This is a genomic window from Cupriavidus taiwanensis, from assembly GCF_900249755.1.
GTDB classification, from domain to species: domain Bacteria; phylum Pseudomonadota; class Gammaproteobacteria; order Burkholderiales; family Burkholderiaceae; genus Cupriavidus; species Cupriavidus taiwanensis_D.
In genome coordinates, this window is record NZ_LT976854.1 from 663,488 (window position 1) to 679,903 (window position 16,416).

General features: G+C 70.7%; 15 protein-coding genes. 8 read left to right on the plus strand and 7 right to left on the minus strand.

Translation table 11 applies throughout. The features are described 5' to 3' along the window. Window position 1: 1 nt before the first annotated feature. Window positions 2-1,498: a M81 family metallopeptidase gene (locus tag CBM2594_RS18850; protein WP_116358337.1), complete on the plus strand. Its 1,497-nt coding sequence runs from the start codon at window positions 2-4 to the stop codon at window positions 1,496-1,498. A 46-nt stretch (window positions 1,499-1,544) separates the two neighbouring features. Here the strand turns inward: CBM2594_RS18850 and CBM2594_RS18855 are convergent, their stop codons facing one another. Both CBM2594_RS18855 and CBM2594_RS18860 read right to left on the minus strand, forming a co-directional pair. Beyond that, window positions 1,545-2,162, minus strand: coding sequence for a LysE family translocator (locus CBM2594_RS18855; RefSeq protein WP_116358338.1), 618 nt, complete (start codon window positions 2,160-2,162; stop codon window positions 1,545-1,547). An 87-nt stretch (window positions 2,163-2,249) separates the two neighbouring features. Continuing rightward, entirely contained in the window at window positions 2,250-2,873 is a 624-nt protein-coding gene (locus tag CBM2594_RS18860) for an FMN-binding negative transcriptional regulator (protein ID WP_116358339.1), read from the minus strand. Between the two features lie 83 nt (window positions 2,874-2,956). Between CBM2594_RS18860 and pdxR the strand changes: the two genes are divergently transcribed. The 5 genes from pdxR to CBM2594_RS18885 all read left to right on the plus strand — a co-directional run bounded on the left by pdxR (window position 2,957) and on the right by CBM2594_RS18885 (window position 7,668). Then, on the plus strand, window positions 2,957-4,438 hold the full coding sequence (pdxR, locus tag CBM2594_RS18865; RefSeq protein WP_116358340.1) for a MocR-like pyridoxine biosynthesis transcription factor PdxR: 1,482 nt from the start codon (window positions 2,957-2,959) through the stop codon (window positions 4,436-4,438). 160 nt (window positions 4,439-4,598) lie between these two features. Beyond that, window positions 4,599-5,597 carry a tripartite tricarboxylate transporter substrate binding protein gene (locus CBM2594_RS18870; RefSeq protein ID WP_232346671.1) on the plus strand — a complete coding sequence of 333 codons (999 nt, stop codon included), beginning with the start codon at window positions 4,599-4,601 and terminating at the stop codon, window positions 5,595-5,597. Between the two features lie 180 nt (window positions 5,598-5,777). Continuing rightward, a complete protein-coding gene (locus tag CBM2594_RS18875) occupies window positions 5,778-6,101 on the plus strand; it encodes a hypothetical protein (protein ID WP_116358342.1) in 324 nt (107 codons plus the stop codon). A gap of 5 nt (window positions 6,102-6,106) precedes the next feature. After that, complete coding sequence (locus CBM2594_RS18880) at window positions 6,107-6,922, plus strand: AadA family aminoglycoside 3''-O-nucleotidyltransferase (protein ID WP_368041352.1); 816 nt, start codon at window positions 6,107-6,109, stop codon at window positions 6,920-6,922. Between the two features lie 158 nt (window positions 6,923-7,080). Continuing rightward, the gene (locus tag CBM2594_RS18885; protein WP_116358344.1) at window positions 7,081-7,668 is read left to right on the plus strand and encodes a hypothetical protein; all 588 of its coding nucleotides are present in this window, start codon (window positions 7,081-7,083) and stop codon (window positions 7,666-7,668) included. A gap of 17 nt (window positions 7,669-7,685) precedes the next feature. Here CBM2594_RS18885 and CBM2594_RS18890 read toward each other — a convergent pair whose 3' ends face one another. The 4 genes from CBM2594_RS18890 to CBM2594_RS18905 are packed head-to-tail and all read right to left on the minus strand — an operon-like array spanning window position 7,686 to window position 11,710. Further along, window positions 7,686-8,756, minus strand: coding sequence for a VWA domain-containing protein (locus CBM2594_RS18890; RefSeq protein ID WP_116358345.1), 1,071 nt, complete (start codon window positions 8,754-8,756; stop codon window positions 7,686-7,688). Then, window positions 8,753-9,787 (minus strand): DUF58 domain-containing protein, encoded by a 1,035-nt coding sequence (locus CBM2594_RS18895; RefSeq protein WP_116358346.1) that lies wholly within the window; start codon window positions 9,785-9,787, stop codon window positions 8,753-8,755. Before CBM2594_RS18895 ends, CBM2594_RS18890 begins: the two co-directional genes overlap by 4 nt. Next, on the minus strand, window positions 9,768-10,778 hold the full coding sequence (locus CBM2594_RS18900) for an AAA family ATPase (RefSeq protein WP_116358347.1): 1,011 nt from the start codon (window positions 10,776-10,778) through the stop codon (window positions 9,768-9,770). Before CBM2594_RS18900 ends, CBM2594_RS18895 begins: the two co-directional genes overlap by 20 nt. An 11-nt stretch (window positions 10,779-10,789) precedes the next feature. Next, window positions 10,790-11,710, minus strand: coding sequence for a S1C family serine protease (locus tag CBM2594_RS18905; RefSeq protein WP_116358348.1), 921 nt, complete (start codon window positions 11,708-11,710; stop codon window positions 10,790-10,792). Window positions 11,711-11,784: 74 nt separating this feature from the next. On the opposite strand from CBM2594_RS18905, the gene CBM2594_RS18910 reads away from it, so the two are divergent. Beyond that, window positions 11,785-12,846, plus strand: a complete 1,062-nt coding sequence (locus tag CBM2594_RS18910) for a VWA domain-containing protein (RefSeq protein ID WP_116358349.1) — start codon at window positions 11,785-11,787, stop codon at window positions 12,844-12,846. Window positions 12,847-12,889: 43 nt separating this feature from the next. Here the strand turns inward: CBM2594_RS18910 and CBM2594_RS18915 are convergent, their stop codons facing one another. Continuing rightward, window positions 12,890-14,653 carry a sigma-54 interaction domain-containing protein gene (locus CBM2594_RS18915; RefSeq protein WP_116358350.1) on the minus strand — a complete coding sequence of 588 codons (1,764 nt, stop codon included), beginning with the start codon at window positions 14,651-14,653 and terminating at the stop codon, window positions 12,890-12,892. 176 nt (window positions 14,654-14,829) lie between these two features. Between CBM2594_RS18915 and CBM2594_RS18920 the strand changes: the two genes are divergently transcribed. Further along, on the plus strand, window positions 14,830-16,380 hold the full coding sequence (locus CBM2594_RS18920) for an acyl-CoA carboxylase subunit beta (protein ID WP_116358351.1): 1,551 nt from the start codon (window positions 14,830-14,832) through the stop codon (window positions 16,378-16,380). Window positions 16,381-16,416: the final 36 nt, after the last annotated feature.

The window sequence follows — 16,416 nt, forward strand, 5'->3', positions numbered from 1 at the left end:
CTTGGCAACACGGATCCTGGTCGCCGGCTTCCAGCACGAGACCAATACCTTTGCCCCGTCAAAGGCTACTTATGCCAGCTTCGAGCGCGGCGAGGGCTTTCCGGCGATGGTGCGCGGCAACGACATGCGCGCGCTGCGCGACGTCAACATACCGGCCGGCGGCTTCATGGCCGCCGCCGAGCAGCATGGCTGGAGCCTGCTGCCGGTGATCTGGGCCGGCGCCAGCCCGTCCGCGCACGTGACCGAGGACGCGTACGAGCGCATCGCCGGCGAGATCGTCGGCGCGGCGCGCGCGGGCGGCTTCGACGCGGTCTATCTGGACCTGCACGGCGCCATGGTGGCCGAGCATACCGACGACGGCGAGGGCACGCTGCTCGAGCGCATCCGCGCGGCGGTGGGGCCCGGCGTGCCGGTGGTCGCGTCGCTCGACCTGCACGCCAACGTCACGCAGGCCATGCTGCAGGCCGCCGACGTGCTGGTGGCCTATCGCACCTACCCGCACGTCGACATGGCCGAGACCGGCGCGCGCGCCGCGGCGCTGCTGCAGCGCCTGCTGGCGCGCAAGCTGCCGCTGCACCGCGCGGTGCGCCGGCTGCCGTTCCTGATCCCGATCAACGGCATGTGCACGATGCTGGAGCCGGCGCGGGCCATGTACACGCTGTTGCAGCAGTGCGAGCGCGGCGAGGTGGTGTCTCTGTCGTTCGCGCCGGGCTTTCCGGCCGCGGACTTTCCGGAGTGCGGTCCGGTGATCTGGGGGTATGGCGAGGATGCCGGTGCGGCCGAAGCGGCGGTGCAGGCGCTGTACGACCGGATGCTGGCCGACGAGCCGGCCTGGGAGGTGCCGTTCCTGTCGCCAGACGAAGCCGTGCTCGAGGCCATGCGCATGGCCGCGGCGGCAACGCGCCCGGTGGTCATTGCCGACACCCAGGACAACCCCGGCGCGGGCGGCGATTCGAACACCATGGGCATGCTGCGCGCGCTGCTGCGCCACGGCGCGCGGCAGGCGGCGATCGGGCTGATCTGGGACCCGGCCGTGGTGGCCGAGGCGCACCGTGCCGGCGTGGGCGCGACCATCGAGGTCGCGCTCGGCGGTGTCTCCGGGGTGCCCGGCGATGCGCCGCTGCAGGGCTGCTTCGAGGTGCTGAAGCTGTCCGACGGGGTCTGCCGCTACGGCGGGCCGATGATGCACGGCATGCTGGCCGATATCGGGCCGGTGGCGCTGCTGCGCATCGACGATGTCCAGGTGGTGGTCAGCGCCGGCAAGGCCCAGATGCTGGACCGCAACCTGTTCCGCGCGGGCGGGGTCGAGCCAGAGGCGATGAAGATCCTGGTCAACAAGAGCTCCGTGCATTTCCGCGCGGATTTCCAGGGCATCGCGCATGCCGTGCTGGTGGCCAAGGCGCCGGGCCCGATGACGGCCGATCCGGCCGACCTGCCCTGGACCCGGCTCGCGCCGGGCATCCGGCTCAAGCCGATGGGCAGGCCCTTCCGGCGCTGAGAGCGGGCCGGCTGCGAAGGTCGGCGGAGGGGGGCGGCGGGGCGGCCTATGCCTCGCGCCGCGCCAGCGCCACGAACGCGCCCAGGCCCAGCATGGTGACACCCGACGCACGCGTCATCAGACGCGCGCGTGCCGCGCGCGCGGCGCCCGACCTGAGCAGCCGGTGCGCGGCGAACACCACCACCACGTCCACCAGCGTGTTGAGCGCCACGCAGATGCAGCCCAGCAGCACCAGTTGCGACACCGCCGCTGCGCCCGGCGCAACGAACTGCGGCAGGAACGCGAGGAAGAACAGCGCGGTCTTGACGTTCAGCACCTCGACCACCACGCCATCGACCAGCGCGCGGCGCGCGCCCCGGGACGGCACGGCGGCGACCACGGCCGGCTGTTCCCTGCGCAGCAGCAGCCGGATGCCCAGGTACACCAGGTACGCCGCGCCCAGGTACTTGAGCAGGCTGAACGCCAGCGCGGACTGCGCGATCACCAGCGACAGGCCTGCCGCTGCCGCCAGCACGTGGAGCAATCCGCCGAGGCCCGTACCCAGGCATGAGGCCAGGCCCTCGGCGCGCCCGCCGGCCACCGTGCGCGCGACCACGTAGGCGATGGCCGGGCCGGGGGTGATGGCGAGCACGACGGCGGCAATCAGGAAGGGAATCAGGGACATGGTGCGAAGTTCCTTCAGCGGTGGGTCAGAGTATGTGGAAAGGCGCGGCGCTGCGCCCGCGCCAGCGCGGCTTGCGGCGATACCGGCTCAGAGCGCGTCGCGCATCGACTGCGCCAGTTCGCGGTGGCCGCCCGCGTCCAGCGCAGCGGCCACGCCAAGCCGGTCGCGCGCCTCCTTCTGCTGGCTGAGCTTGACCTTGCCCACCAGCGACGTGACGGTAATCTCGATGCCGACGATGCTGCGCAGCAGTTCGTCAAGGTAATCGGGCGGGGCGTCTCCCATCTTCCACGGCTTCTGCTGGGCCGCCTCGTGCCGCCGCGTCAGGCGCGCGACCAGCGCGCGCACGAAGCGTTCGTCGTCGCGTACGGCAAGCGTACCGTGCGCGTGCACCACCTCGTAGTTCCAGGTCGGCACCTGGCGGTGCGCCTCATGCTTGCTCGGGTACCAGTTCGGCGAGATATACGCCTCGGCGCCGCGGAACACCACCATCACCGGCGTGCCGGTCGGGCACCGCTGCCAGACCGGATTGGCGCGCGCCACGTGGGCGGTAAGCACGCCGTGGGGGCCGGTGCCGGGATCGAATTCGAACGGGATATGGTCGGCATCCAGTCCGTGCGGGCCATGCGTGACCAGCATGCCCAGCGGGTGCGCGTGGATGATGCGGGCGAGGGCCTCGGGGCGTTGCTCGGCGAAAGCGTCTGGGATGTACATCGCGGGGACTTGGGGACGGTTGGATGCTCGATACTTTCGCCGACAACTGGCACAATCGGAAGGTCCAGTTTCCGGGAATTTGCATGGGCCAGTTAGACCAGCCCGCCGGCTCGCGGCCGGGCGCCGCGGGCGCGGGACGTCGCATCTACGACCTGCTGCGCGCCCAGATCGCCGACGGCACGCTGCCGCCGGGCGCGCCGGCGCCGTCCACGCGCGGCCTGGCGGCCGAGCTGGGGGTCTCGCGCACCACCGTGACCGCGGCCTACGAACAGCTTGCGGCCGAGGGCTTCCTGGTCACGGCCAGGGGGCGGGCGGCCCGGATTGCCAGCCCGCTGGCGGCTTCCACCCCCGCGATGCCGGCCGCCGCGCGCCCAGCCACCGCGGAGCCGGTGCTGTCGCGGCAGGGCCGTCGCGTGGCGGCAATGGCCCTGCCGGCCCCGCCGTCGGAACCGGTCCGCTTCGATTTCCTGTACGGCGCGGTGGCCTGGCGCGACTTCCCCGCGCTGGCCTGGCGGCGCGCGTGGCAGGCCGAGCTGCTGCGCCAGCAGGACAGCCTGTGCTACGCCGCGCCCGAAGGCGAGGCCTCGCTGCGGCGCGCGCTGCAGGGCTATCTGCGCCGCGCCCGCGGGCTGGCCTGCGATGCCGGGCAGATCGTGGTGGTGCATGGCTCGCAGCAGGCCATCGACCTGTGCGCGCGGCTGCTGCTGGATGACGGCGATGCCTTCGCCTTCGAAGACCCGGGCTACCTGATGGCCAGGCGCTGCTTCGAAGCCACCGGCGCCGGCTGCGTGCCGGTGCCGGTGGACGGGCATGGCATGGATGCCGCCAGCCTGCCGGCGGATGGCCGGGTACGGCTGGCCTACGTGACGCCGTCGCACCAGTTCCCGCTGGGCGGCGTGCTGCCGATCGGCCGGCGCCAGGCCCTGCTGGACTGGGCCCGGCGCCATGACGCATGGATCGTCGAGGACGACTACGACGGCGAGTTCCGCTACGGCCAGCGGCCGATCGACACGCTGCGCGCGATCGACACCGATGGCCGCGTGATCTATGTCGGCACCTTTTCCAAGGCGCTGTCGCCGCAGCTGCGGCTGGGCTACCTGGTGCTGCCGCCGCAACTGGTGCCCGTGTTCCGGCAGGCCAAGCGGCTGGCTGACCGCCACGCGCCCGTGCTGGAGCAGCGCGTGCTGGCCGCGCTGATCGACAGCGGTGCCTATGAACGCCACGTCCGCCGCATGCGCCGCGAGAACGAGCGCCGCCGCGCGGCGCTGCTCGATGGCATTGCGCGCCACCTGCCGGGCGATGCCGAGGTCAGCGGCACCGCCGCCGGGCTGCACGTGGTGCTGTGGCTGCCGTCGCTGCGGCCGCAAGACGAGCCGGCGCTGGTGGCCGCCGCGCGCCGCCACGGCGTGGGGGTCTATCCGGTCTCGGCGCTGTATGCGCGCCCGCATGGGCCCGGCCGGCCCCGCGCGGCCGGCCTGGTGCTGGGCTACGCCAGCCTGACGACGGCGCAGATCGAGCAGGGTGTGCGCGTGCTCGGCACTGTGGTTGCGACGATGGCGCAATGAACCGGCCGGTGCGCCCGGCCGCGCATGCCGGGCGATTCTGCCAATGACATTGAACAGAACGGCAATTGGCCGGCCTGGCGCAACGCTCTAAGGTCTGTCGAAAACGACCGCAGCCGGCACACCGGGCGGCAACACAAGAACGGCAACCAGGAGACAGCGCATGGCGATCACAAAGCGTGGAAGGGGCGGGCGTCTGCTATCGGTCATGGCCAGGGCCATGGCGGCAATGGCGATCTGCGCGGCGGCAGTGCCGGCCGCGATGGCGGCGGGGGAGTTCCCGGCCAAGCCGATCGAGTTCTGGATTCCGTTCCCGCCGGGCGGTCCCACCGACGGCTCGCTGCGCACGCTGCTGGCGGCCGCCGGCAAGGAGCTGGACCAGCGCGTGGTGCCGATCAACAAGCCCGGTGCGGGCGCCACGCTGGCCGCGCAGGTGATGTCCCAGACCGCGGCGCCGAACGGCTACACGCTGTCGATGGTGGCGGCCAATATCTTCCGCATGCCGCACCTGCAAAAGACGCCATACGACCCGCTCAAGGACTTTACCTACATCATCGGCCTGACCAACTACCGCTATGGCCTGGTGGTGCGCGCGGACGCGCGCTGGAAGACGCTGGAAGAATTTATTGCCTACGCCAAAGCGAACCCCGGCAAAGTGACCTACGGTGCCGTCGGCATCGGCAGTTCGGGGCATATCTCGATGGAAAAGCTCGGCCGTGCCGCCGGCGCGAAATTCACCTTCGTGCCCTACAAGGGCGGTGCCGAGGAAATGATGGCGCTGCTGGGCGGCGATATCGACGCGGTGCTGGACCCGGGCTGGGGCCAATATGCCGTCGCCGGCAAGGTGCGGGCGCTGGCCATCGTCGGCGACACGCGCTTTGCGCGCTTCAAGGACGTGCCGACGCTGAAGGAGCGGGGCTACGACATCAGCGCCAGCTCGCTGGTGGGCATCGTCGGCCCGCGCGGCATGGACCCGGCGGTGGTCAGGAAGCTGCACGATGCGTTCTTCCGCGCCGCGCAGGATCCCGCCTACCTGCGCTCGCTCGAGGCCATCGACCTGGAACCGGTGCACCTCAACAGCGCCGACTACGCCAGGTTCGCGGCGGAACAGTTCGAGCGCGAAAAGCGCGTGGTGCAGCAACTGGATATCAGCCTGCAGTGATCACCGCGCCGCTGGCTGCACTGTCTTAGTGCGGGGCGTTCAGGCGCTGGCATGCGCGGCTGCGGCAAGCGCCGCTTCTTTGGTACGCTGAAGGGGTACCTGCCGCTGCCATTCCTGCATGCCCCCTGAGCGCGGGCGACTGTTGCACTCCCCCGGCTGGCAGCGGCCCAAGGAGTGATCATGCAAGAGCTGACCTTTAGCGCCCTGCTGTACCGCTATTTCTTCTTCGGCTGGCTGTTCCGCGACGCCAGCCGCGGCAACCGCGCCGAACGCACGCGCGCCTGGCACTTCAACCAGGCGCGCGCGCATTGGCTGCTGACCTACATGCGGCGCTGGCTCTGGTGCGGCGTGTTCTTCTACGGGCTCGGCAGCGCGGTCGAGCTGATGCTTGCAGCGCCGGCACTGTCGGCGCTTTTCTATGTGCCCGGCGCGCTGTGCGTGCCGGTCAACGTCGTCATCGGCGTGTTGTGGCTGGGCCTGAAGACGCTGCCCGGGCCGCTGTGAACATGGTGGCCGCATCCCTGCCTGCTGACATCGCCCGGCAAGTCCGGCTGGCGCTGGCCGTGATCGAACGGCATCTGGCCGGCACCCTGCTGTCCGTCCACCTGTTCGGCTCGGCGCTCGACGGCGGGCTCAGGCCTCGCAGCGATATCGACCTGCTGGTGACCACGCGCGCCATTCCCGGCGACGCCGTGCGGCAAGCGCTGCTGCGCGAGCTGCTGGAGGTCTCCGCGCCGCCGGGCAACGGTGGGCCGTGGCGGCCGCTGGAGATCACCGTGGTGGCGCGCGGCGAAGTGGTGCCCTGGCGCTATCCGGCCACGCGCGAGCTTCAGTTCGGCGAATGGCTGCGCCAGGACATCCGGGCCGGCGTGTTCGAGGCCCGGATGCCGGATCACGATCTCGCCATCCTGCTGAGCCAGGTGCGCCAGCACAGTACCGCGCTGCTTGGCCCGCCGGCGACGACCTGCTTCGAACCCGTGCCCTGGCAGGACTTCATCGCTGCGCTGACCGACACCGTCGCGCAGTGGCAGACCGACAGCGACTGGGCCGGCGACGAGCGCAACGTGGTGCTGGCGATGGCGCGGATCTGGTACAGCGCCGCCACCGGCCGGATCGCGCCGAAGGACGTGGCGGCGGCCTGGGTGCTGGAGCGCCTGCCGGCCACGCATCGGCCGCTGCTGGCAGCGGCGCGGGCGTCGTACCTGTCGGGCGGGCCGGACGATCCGGTGCTGCGCAGCCCCGCGACCGCGGCGTTCATGCGTTACGCCGCAGGCGTTGTCAGCGAACTGCTGGCGCAGCCGGCGGGGTCGAGCGCCCCACGCTGAGGGCCGATACCGCTGCGGACACGCTGACGCCGGTCCGCCGCCGCCAACGGCGTGGCTTGCGCTCTGCTATGGTTAACTGGCCCGTCCGCCACGCGCGCCGGCCCATGCCGGCGCCACGGACGGTGGCCCACGGCAACACCGCAACCAGGGAGAACGGCATGAAAACCGGCAAGCTATTGGTGGCGGCGGCGCTTGCCGCCGCGTCCGGCATGGCGATGGCGCAACCCGAGACCCGCGTTGACTCGGTTGCCGGCGTGGGCGCGTCGCGCACTACCGGCACGGTCAAGGCCACGGCCACGGTGGTGGGGATCGACGCCGCCACGCGCACCATCACCCTGAAGGACGAGCAGGGCAAGGTCACCGACGTGCAGGTGGGCGACGACGTGCGCAATTTCGGGCAGCTGCGCGTGGGCGACGCGGTCACGGCCGAGTACACGCAGGCCTTGTCGGTCAGCCTGAACCGGCAGAGCGGCATCCGCTCCAGCAGCGAGCGCGAGATTGCCCAGCGCGCCGCGCCCGGCGCCAGGCCGGGCGGCATGGTGGGGCGCGAGGTGACGGTCACCGCGGACGTGGTGGCGGTCGACACCAACACCGGCATGGTCACGCTGAAGGGCCCGCGCGGCCGGACGGTGGACGTGCATGTCGCCGACCCGAAGCAGCTGAAGGCGGTCCGCGCCGGCGAGCAGGTGCAGGCGGTCTACACCGAGGCGATGGCGATCTCGGTGACGCCGCGCAATACGCGCTGATGGCTGGCTGCAGCCGGCTACATCACGCGCCCGAACCACCACAGCGACAACAGCCCCGCGCACGCCGCCAGCAGCGCGCCCAGCGCGGCGAACAGCGCGGTGATCTCGACCTGGCTGCGCTTGTCGAATGCCAGCCGCGCGTTCAGCGCGCGGTACACCCGTTTCAGTTCGGTGGCGTCTTCCAGGCGGAAGTACTCGGCCCCGGTGGCATCGGCGACTTCCTTCAGCACCTTCTCGTCCAGCTTCACGCGGGCCGACCAGCCGTCGACCGACAGCACTACCCCGTCGGTGGTGCCCACGCCCACGGTATAGACGCGCACGCCATGCTCGGCGGCAAGCTGCGCCGCACGCAGCGCGGCCGGGCCGGCGTTGCTTTCGCCGTCGGAGAACAGCACGATCGCGCCGGAGGTATAGGAGCCCGGCTTCACCGGCTCGGCGTCGGCGGGAGGGCTGGCCAGCGCCCGCGGTTTCTTCGGCGGCGGGGTGTCGTCGTTCATCAGCCGCTCGGCATCGGCGGTGACCTCGGGCAACAGCGTGGTCAGCGCAATCAGCAGGCCGTTGCCCAGCGCGGTGCCGCCTTGCGGCTGCAGGCGTTCGATGGCGGTGGCCACCGCCTCCCTGGCGCGGGTGGGGGCCTGCGTCACGGCGGCGGTGCCGGCCATGGCCACCACGCCGACGCTGACGCCCGCGGGTTGCGCGTCCAGCAGCACGGTGGCGGCCTGCTGCGCAGCGCCCAGGCGGCTCGGCTTGACATCCTGGGCGCGCATGCTGCCGGACAGGTCCAGCACCATCACCACGGTCTCGATGCGAGAGGGCAGCATCATCACGGCCTGGGGCCGTGCGATCGCCGCGATCAGTGCGGCCAGCGCCAGCAGGATCAACATGGGCGCCACGTGGCGGCGCCAGCCTGCGCCGCTGCCAGTGGCAACGCCCGCTATCTTCAGCGCCGGATAGTGCACGGCCGCGCGCCGCCTGCGCCGGTCGAGCCAGACATAGCCCGCCGCCAGCACCCCGACCAGCGCGAACAGCCACAGCATGCCCGGCCACAGGAAGCTGAACACAGGCAGGCGGCTGAGCGCGTCGATCATGCTGCGCCCCTGGTCATGTTCGCGGCCCTGGCGCTGCCTTGCTGGCGCCGGCGCTGGCGCGCGAAGCTCAGCAGGGCCAGGTCGAGCCGGGCGTAGGTCGACAGCGTCAGGCATGCGACCCCGGCGCGGGCGAAGGCCTGGCGCAGCTCCGCCTCGCGCGCTTCGGCGGCGGCGGCGAAGCGCTTGCGGAAGGACGGGTCGTGCGTATCGACGAACAGCTGCTCGCCGGTTTCCGCATCCTGCAGCACCACCAGCCCCAGATCCGGCAACGCGGTTTCGAGGGGATCGACCAGCCGCACCGCGACCACTTCATGCCGCCGCGCCAGCATGCCCAGCGATGCCTGCCAGCCCGGCGCGCTGATGAAATCCGACACCACGAATACCACCGAGCGCCGCCTTGCCACCGCGCGGGCGCGTTCGAGCAGGTCGCGCAGGCGGGTGTCGCCCGGCGATGCCGCCGGCGTGGCGCGCATGCGGTGCAGCAGGTGCAGCAACTGGCGGCGCCCGGCGCGGGGGGGTACCACGGTGGCGTCCACATCGGTGGCGCCGCCGTACAGTACGGCGCCTACCCGGTTGCCATAGCGCGTCAGCAGCAGCGCCATGACCGTGGTGAAGTCGCTCAGCAGGTCGCGCTTGCGCACGCTGCCCGAGCCGAAGTCGATCGATCCGCTCAGGTCCAGCAAGAACCAGGCCGCGACTTCGCGGTCTTCCTGGTACTCGCGCACATGGGGCGTCTGCAGCCGCGCGGTCACGTTCCAGTCGATGTGGCGCACGTCGTCGCCGGGATGGTATTCGCGCAGGTCGGCAAGGTCCAGGCCGAAGCCGCGGAACAGCGTGCGGTAGTCGCCTTGCAGCAGCCCGTCGAGGCGGCGCACCACGGTCCATTCCAGCCGGCGCAGCAGGGCGTCGGTCTGACTGGAGCCGACGCCGGCCAGCGCCACGCCCGCGGGCTCTCCGCCGGGCATGGTGGCAGGGGTGGCGCCGCCCGCCTGGTCCGGGGCGTCCCGGCGCTTAGTCCGCCGCCCGAACATGGGATTCCATGGGCCGCTCGGGAACCGGCAGCGCCTGCGAGATACGGGTGATGATCTGGTCGGCCGTCACGCCGTCGGACATGGCCTCATAAGAGAGCGACAGGCGATGGCGCAACACGTCCGGCACCAGGTCGCTCACGTCCTCCGGCAGCGCATAGTGGCGCCCGCGCAGGTAGGCCAGCGCGCGCGCGCCTTCGATCAGGCCGATGGTGGCGCGCGGGCTCGCGCCGAACGACACGTAGCGGTCCAGGTCGGCCAGGCCATAGTCGCCCGGCTTGCGCGTGGCCGCGACCAGGCGCACCGCGTACTGGACCAGGCTGGGATCGACATACACCTTGCGGCAGGCCTCCTGCAGCGCGGTCAGGTGCTCGGGCGTGGCCACCGGGCTCACGCTGATGCGCGGGCCGGTGACGCGGTTGACGATGACCACCTCTTCCTCTTCCGACGGATAGCCCACCAGCACCTTCATCATGAAGCGGTCGACCTGTGCCTCGGGCAGCGGATAGGTGCCTTCGGTCTCGATCGGGTTCTGCGTGGCCATGACCAGGAAGGGCGCGGGCACGCGGTGGGTTTCGCCGGCGATGGTGACCTGCTTTTCCTGCATCACCTCCAGCAGCGCGCTCTGCACCTTGGCCGGCGCGCGGTTGATCTCGTCGGCCAGCAGCAGGTTGGCAAAGACCGGGCCGCGCACCGTGGAGAACTCGCCCGTGCCCTGGTTGTACATGCGCGTGCCGACCAGGTCGGCCGGCAGCAGGTCCGGGGTGAACTGGATGCGCTTGAAGCTGCCGCTCATGGTCCGGGCCAGCGTGTTGACAGTCAGGGTCTTGGCCAGCCCGGGCACGCCTTCGACCAGCAGGTGGCCGCCGGACAGGATGGCCACCAGCACCCGTTCGAGGAAGTGGTCCTGCCCGACCACCACGCGTTTCACCTCGTACAGCAGGCGTTCCATCAAGTTGGCGCTGTCGGCAGCGCTCCTGGCCTGGTCGTTCATAGGTCCTCGCTTCAGAAGGGGGAAGATCCGATGGATACGCCGGCGCTTTCGATCGTGGTGGCGAAGCCGATGCCGATGAAAGTGCCGCTATTGCCGGGATTGAGGATGGCGGTGACGATGCCCACCACCTCGCCGCTCATGTTCACCAGCGGGCCGCCCGAATTGCCCGGGTTGACCGCGGCGTCGAACTGGATCAGCTTGTCGAGCGTGCGCTTGTTGTCCGGCGCGACGAACTCGCGGTCCAGCCCCGACACCACGCCGGCGGACACCGACGGGCCGATGCCGAACGGAAAGCCGACCGCGACCACCTCGGAACCCGGCATCAGGTCGCGGCTGGAACCGAGCGTGGCCGCGGGCAGGTCGTCGGGTATCGACTTGGCCTGGAGCACGGCCAGGTCTTTCTCGGGAATCGCCTGCAGCAGGGTCGCCTCGGAGGTGTGGCCGTCGTGGAAGGTCAGCTCCAGCCGGCGCGCTCCGGCGACCACGTGAAGGCTGGTAAGGATCACGCCGCGCTCGGTCACCACCACGCCCGAGCCGATGTGGCGCGATTCGGGTGTGTTTTCGGCGCTGTTGCCGGGCGGGCGCTCGTTGGGCAGCGGCGGGACGGTCGGGGCGGGGGGAGTCGAGGGGGAAGATTCGGGCGGCGTGGCCGGGGCGTCACGCCCGGCCTGCGGCGCGGAAGCCGCATCGGCGGATTTCTCCGGCGCGGGGAAGTTGCGGATTTCGACCACCGATTCACGCACCGCCTCGGCCGCCATCGCGGTGCGCGAGGGCAGGGGCTTGGTCTCCAGCGTGTGCAGCACGGCCGCGTCGATGTCCTTCTGCGTCAGCGCGCGCACCTTGGGCTGCATCAGCCACGCCGAGCCCACGCCGGCGGCAAGAACCAGCGCGACGGCCGCCGAGACCCACCCGTAGATCGTCACCCGCTTCATCGCAGCCCCCGAGGTCCCGTCCCGCCGTGGAAAATACAGTACCATCCTCTTAACCACGCGCCAAGGAGCAGGGCATGCAGTTTCTCTGGCCGCAGATGCTCTGGTTGCTGCTTGTGCTTCCGGTGCTGGCAGCCGCTTACCTGTACCTGCTCGCGCGGCGCAAGAAGGCGGCGCTGCTGTATGCAAGCCTTGCATTGCCGCGCGCCGCGCTGGGCCCGCGCCAACGCCTGCGGCGCCACATTCCCCCGTTGCTGTTTTTCTTCGCGCTGGCCGCGGCGCTGCTGGCGTGCGCGCGTCCCAGCGCGACCATCACCTTGCCGGCCGACACCGTGACCCTGGTGCTGGCGATGGACACCTCGCGCAGCATGGAGGCCGCCGACGTGCCGCCCAACCGCATCAGCGCCGCCCAGCAGGCCGCCCGCGACCTGGTGGTGGGGCTGCCGGCCAGCGTGCGGCTGGGCATCGTCTCCTTTGCCGGCACCGCCGCGGTGGTGCTGCCGCCCACCGACAACCGGCAAGACATGCTCGACGCGATCGAGCGCTTCCAGCTGCAGCGCGGCACCGCCACCGGCAGCGGCCTGTTCCAGGCGCTGGCGGTGCTGTTTCCGGAAGACGGCATCGACCTCGAAGTGATCCTGTTCGGCAGCCGCACCGACCGCGCCGGACGCGGCACATCGCTGGACGAGGCCGCCGCCGCCGATGCCGCACGCCGGCGCGAGCAGAGCCAGCAGGCGGCGCAACCCGGCTCATACCGCCACGGCGCGGTGATCCTGCTCAGCGACGGCCGCCGCACCACCGGCCCGGACCCTCTCGACGCCGCGCGCATGGCCGCGCAGCGCGGCGTGCGCGTCTACACCGTCGGCTTCGGCTCGCCCCAGGTCACGGGCGCGCCGGAATCCAGCCTGTCCTACTTCATGCAGCTCGACGAGCCTGCGCTGCGCGCGGTCGCCACCATCACCGGCGGCGAATACTTCCACGCGGGCACGGCGGCCGACCTGAGCCAGGTCTACCGCCAGCTCAGCGCGCGCTTTGCGCTGGAGCGCCGGGAAACCGAGCTGGGTGCCTTGTTCGCCGCCGGCTCGGTGCTGTTGCTGGCGGTGGCTTGCGGGTTGTCGATGTTGTGGTTCAGGCGGTGATCACGGCGTTCACCTCGGTCGCGGGTCGCTGACGACATGCGCTTCACTTCGATCGCGAGGCGTCTGGTCCGCGCTCGAGGATCTTGTACAGGTGAGAGCGGGAAATCTTCAGTTGCTCGGCCGCGCGCTTCTTGTTGCCGCCATGGCGCGCGACTGCGTCCATCACCGCGGCATAGGCAAGCTCCCTCATGCCAGCGGCGGACCCGCCTTGAGGCCGGGGCGCGGCCGCTGGCAACGGTGCCGTGTCCGCCGCGGCAGTCTCGTACGAATACGCCGGGCCGGCTGCATGCACAGCGGGCTGATGCTCCGGCGCGGACCGACCGGGCGTTGGTTCGCCGCGTGCGAAGTCGGCCACGCGCAGCGTCCGGCCATCGCAGAAGACCAGCGCTTCCTCGATGCGCTGGCGCAGCTGGCGCACGTTGCCTGGCCACGGCTGGCCGGCGAGGTAGCGCGCCACCTCATGGTCGATGACTGGCGGCGGCATGGCGTTGCGCACGCAGAAGGCGTCGACGAAATGCTGTAGCAGTGCAGGAATGTCCTCGCGCCGCTGGCGCAGGGCAGGGATGCGCAGCACCACGCCGCTGAGGCGGTAGTACAGGTCGAGGCGAAAACGCTCGGCATCGATCAGCTCGGGAATATCGCGGTTGGTAGCCGAGACCAGCCGGAACTCGACCCGCTGCGCCTGGCGGCTGCCCAGGCGTTCGACCATGTGGTCTTCGAGCACGCGCAGCAGCTTGACCTGGATCTCCATCGGGATGTCGGCAACCTCGTCGAGGAAGACCGTGCCGCCGGCCGCCAGTTCGAGCTTGCCCGCCTGGCCCCGGCGCTGGCTCCCGGTGAAGGCGCCGGGCGCGTGGCCGAACAGTTCGGACTCGATCAGCGTCGCAGGCAGGGCAGCGAGGTTCAGGCTGACCAGCGGCCGCGCGCTTGCAGGCTCGGGCCCGGCGCCGTGGATGGCGCGGGCCACCAGTTCCTTGCCGGTGCCGCTTTCGCCCAGGATCAGCACCGGCACGTCAAGGCGCGCCACGGTCTGGATTTCCCGGCGCAGGCGCTGCATCGGCGCGCTTTCGCCGATCAGGCCGAAGCCCGCCTGGCGCCCGTGCATGCCGTCGCCCAGGCCATGGAACTCGCGCTGGTAGCGCGCCACCTCCGAGCGCAGTTCGACCAGCTCCTTGTGCATGCGGACCAGTGCTTCCGGCCCCTTGAACATGACCTGGCCGATGGCGCCCACCACGTTGCCGTCCTGCCGGATCGGCATGCGGTTGACCACGCGCGTGGCGCCGCCAAGCTGCTGCAGCTGCCCGATCTCGGCCTTGCCGCTGGCCACCACCTGCGGCAGCCGCGAATTGGGAATGACGTCGGCCGCCGGGCGGCCGATGCCGCCGCCGGTGTCGAGGCCCAGGAATTTTTCGTGGATGGGGCTGATGAAGCGCACCCGGCCCGCCTTGTCGACCACCGTGATGGCCTGGTACGGGTCGTTCAGGAAGTAGTCCAGGATCGCGCCGGCGAAGGGCACCGTGCCCAGGAAGTCGAGCAGCACGGTCTGTGCGTCGGCGCGATGCAGGAGGATCAGCTGGTGGTCGCCGTCTTCCAGGCAAAGGCCGATGTATCGCCGGGCGCCGGCCTCGACCGGGAACAGCGTGCGGCCCAGGCCAGGCGCCCTGGCGGCTGCGCAGGCCGCGAGCGCCGCGTCGGCAATGACCGGGTCGGCACAGTCACCGATCGCCGCCACCCGAATGCCGTCGCGAGAACAAACCAGCGCACTGAGCGCGACCGGGTCCGGGTGTTGTGTCGTCAGTGAGGGCACTGCGTGTCTCCGTATGTGCCTCTGCTGCGGACACACTTATGTAGTCATTGCGGACATCCTAACGGCGGCCAGGAAAATATTCAATGAAATCAACGCGTCATTGAGCGTGCTGTGGCTGGCACGGCTCCTGCGGAAGCTTACCGGCACATGTACCGCGCGAAGACACAGGAGAGACAGTGAGCTGGCAGCCCGAAATCGATGAACTGGCCCACCGCCGGCGGCTTGCCGCCCGGATGGGTGGCGAAGGCAAGGTGGAACGCCACAAGGCCGCCGGCAAGCTGACGGTGCGCGAGCGTATCGATGCGCTGGCCGATCCCGGCTCGTTCCGCGAGGTCGGCGGGCTTACCGGCAGCGGTCGCTATGACAGCAACGGGCGGCTGGTGGACCTGATTCCGTCGAACCTGGTGATGGGCCGCGCGCAGGTCGGCGGCCGGCCGGCGGTGCTGGTGGGCGACGACTTCACCGTGCGCGGCGGTGCCAACGAGGGCGCGGTCGGCGACAAGCTGATCCACGCCGAGAAAATGGCGCACGACCTGCGTCTGCCGATGATCCGGCTGGTCGACGGCACCGGCGGCGGCGGCTCGGTGCGCAATATCGAGATCAAGGGCCATACCCTGATCCCCACCATGAAGGTCTGGCAACACGTGGTGGACAACATGTCCGTGGTGCCGGTGGTCTCGCTGGCATTGGGATCGGTGGCCGGCATGGGCGCGGCGCGCGTGGCCGCGAGCCACTATTCGGTGATGGTCAGGGAAACCTCGCAACTGTTCAGCGAGGGTCCGCCATCGGTGGTGGCCCGCGTGGGCGAGGCGCTGAGCAAGAACGAGCTGGGCGGCAGCCAGATCCACACCCGCAACGGCGTGGTGGACGATGAGGTCGGCACTGAGCAGGAGGCCTTCGCGCGCGCGCGCCGGTTCCTGTCCTATCTTCCGTCTTCGGTTTTCGAACTTCCGCCGCGGGCCGAGCCCGGCGACGACCCGGCGCGCCGCGACGAATGGCTGCTGGCGGCGATTCCGCGGGACAGCCGCGCCGACTACCAGGTCCGGCCGATCGTGCAGGCCCTGGTGGATGTGGATTCCTTCTTCGAGATCGGCATGCACTGGGGCTGCGCCATCGTTACCGCGCTGGCCCGCCTGGATGGCTGGCCGGTGGCCGTGATCGCCAGCGACCCGGCCTTCCATGGCGGCAGCTGGGACAGCGACAGCGCGGAGAAATTCACGCGCTTCGTCGACATGGCGCAGGCGTTCCACCTGCCGGTGGTCAACCTGGTCGATACCGCCGGGTTCCAGGTCGGCCTGGAGGCCGAACGGGTAGGGATCATGCGCTACGGCGTGCGCGCGCTGGCAGCGCTCTACCAGGCCACGGTGCCGTGGTGCTCGGTGATCCTGCGCCGTGCCTACGGCGTCTCGGCTGCGGCCCACCAGCACATGGGGCGCTTCAACTTCCGCTATGCCTGGCCATCCGCCAACTGGGGCGCATTGCCGCTCGAAGGCGGCCTCGACGTCGCCTACAAGGCCGAGATCGAAGGCGCCGACGATCCGGTGCAGAAGCGCGCCGAGATCGAGCTGCGCGTGCGCAGCCTGACGTCGCCGTTCCGCAGCGCCGAGGCCTTCGTCATCGAGGACATCATCGACCCGCGCGACACCCGCATGCTGCTGTGCGAGTTCGCCAACCTGGCGGCGCCGCTGCGCGAAGCCGGGATCAGCCGGTTCGGCATCCGGCCCTGAGCGGCCACGCCGTGCCGCCGGGCATGGCACAGACAT